The organism is Thermococcus sp. M36 (assembly GCF_012027355.1).
Lineage (GTDB): Archaea > Methanobacteriota_B > Thermococci > Thermococcales > Thermococcaceae > Thermococcus.
Window position 1 is genome coordinate 1 of record NZ_SNUH01000323.1, and the last position, 397, is coordinate 397.

General features: G+C 37.0%; 1 protein-coding gene. It reads right to left on the bottom strand.

The features are described from left to right. Positions 1–140: 140 nt before the first annotated feature. Positions 141–397: hypothetical protein (locus E3E36_RS12535; protein WP_167895653.1), on the bottom strand; the 257-nt coding region annotated here is incomplete at its 5' end.

The window sequence follows — 397 nt, forward strand, 5'->3', positions numbered from 1 at the left end:
GCCTACTTCGGCTACTTTACCATTGATGGTTTCGCCGCTGCGCAGGGTAATTACATCCTGTGCAAACAGCATGGATGCTGACAACAGCATCACAAGAACTGCAAATAACTGTTTCATAATTTTAAGTTTTAAGTGATGATTTATTTTTTCTTTGAATCCAATTCATTGCCGCCCATTTTCATGCCCATAGTATCTGTTTCCTTTCTTTCTTTATGAGTTGAATCATGCTTTTCTGATTGTATCTCTTGTTTATTTTGCTCGTCGGCATTGGTGCAACTACTACCGATAGTTATAACTGTGATAGCGATTAGAAATAATTTCTTTTTCATATTGAAAAGTTTTTTATGTTTTAGTTGGGTGGGTACGGAAACCCTGCCGCTCAAGGTTTTTCCATTTA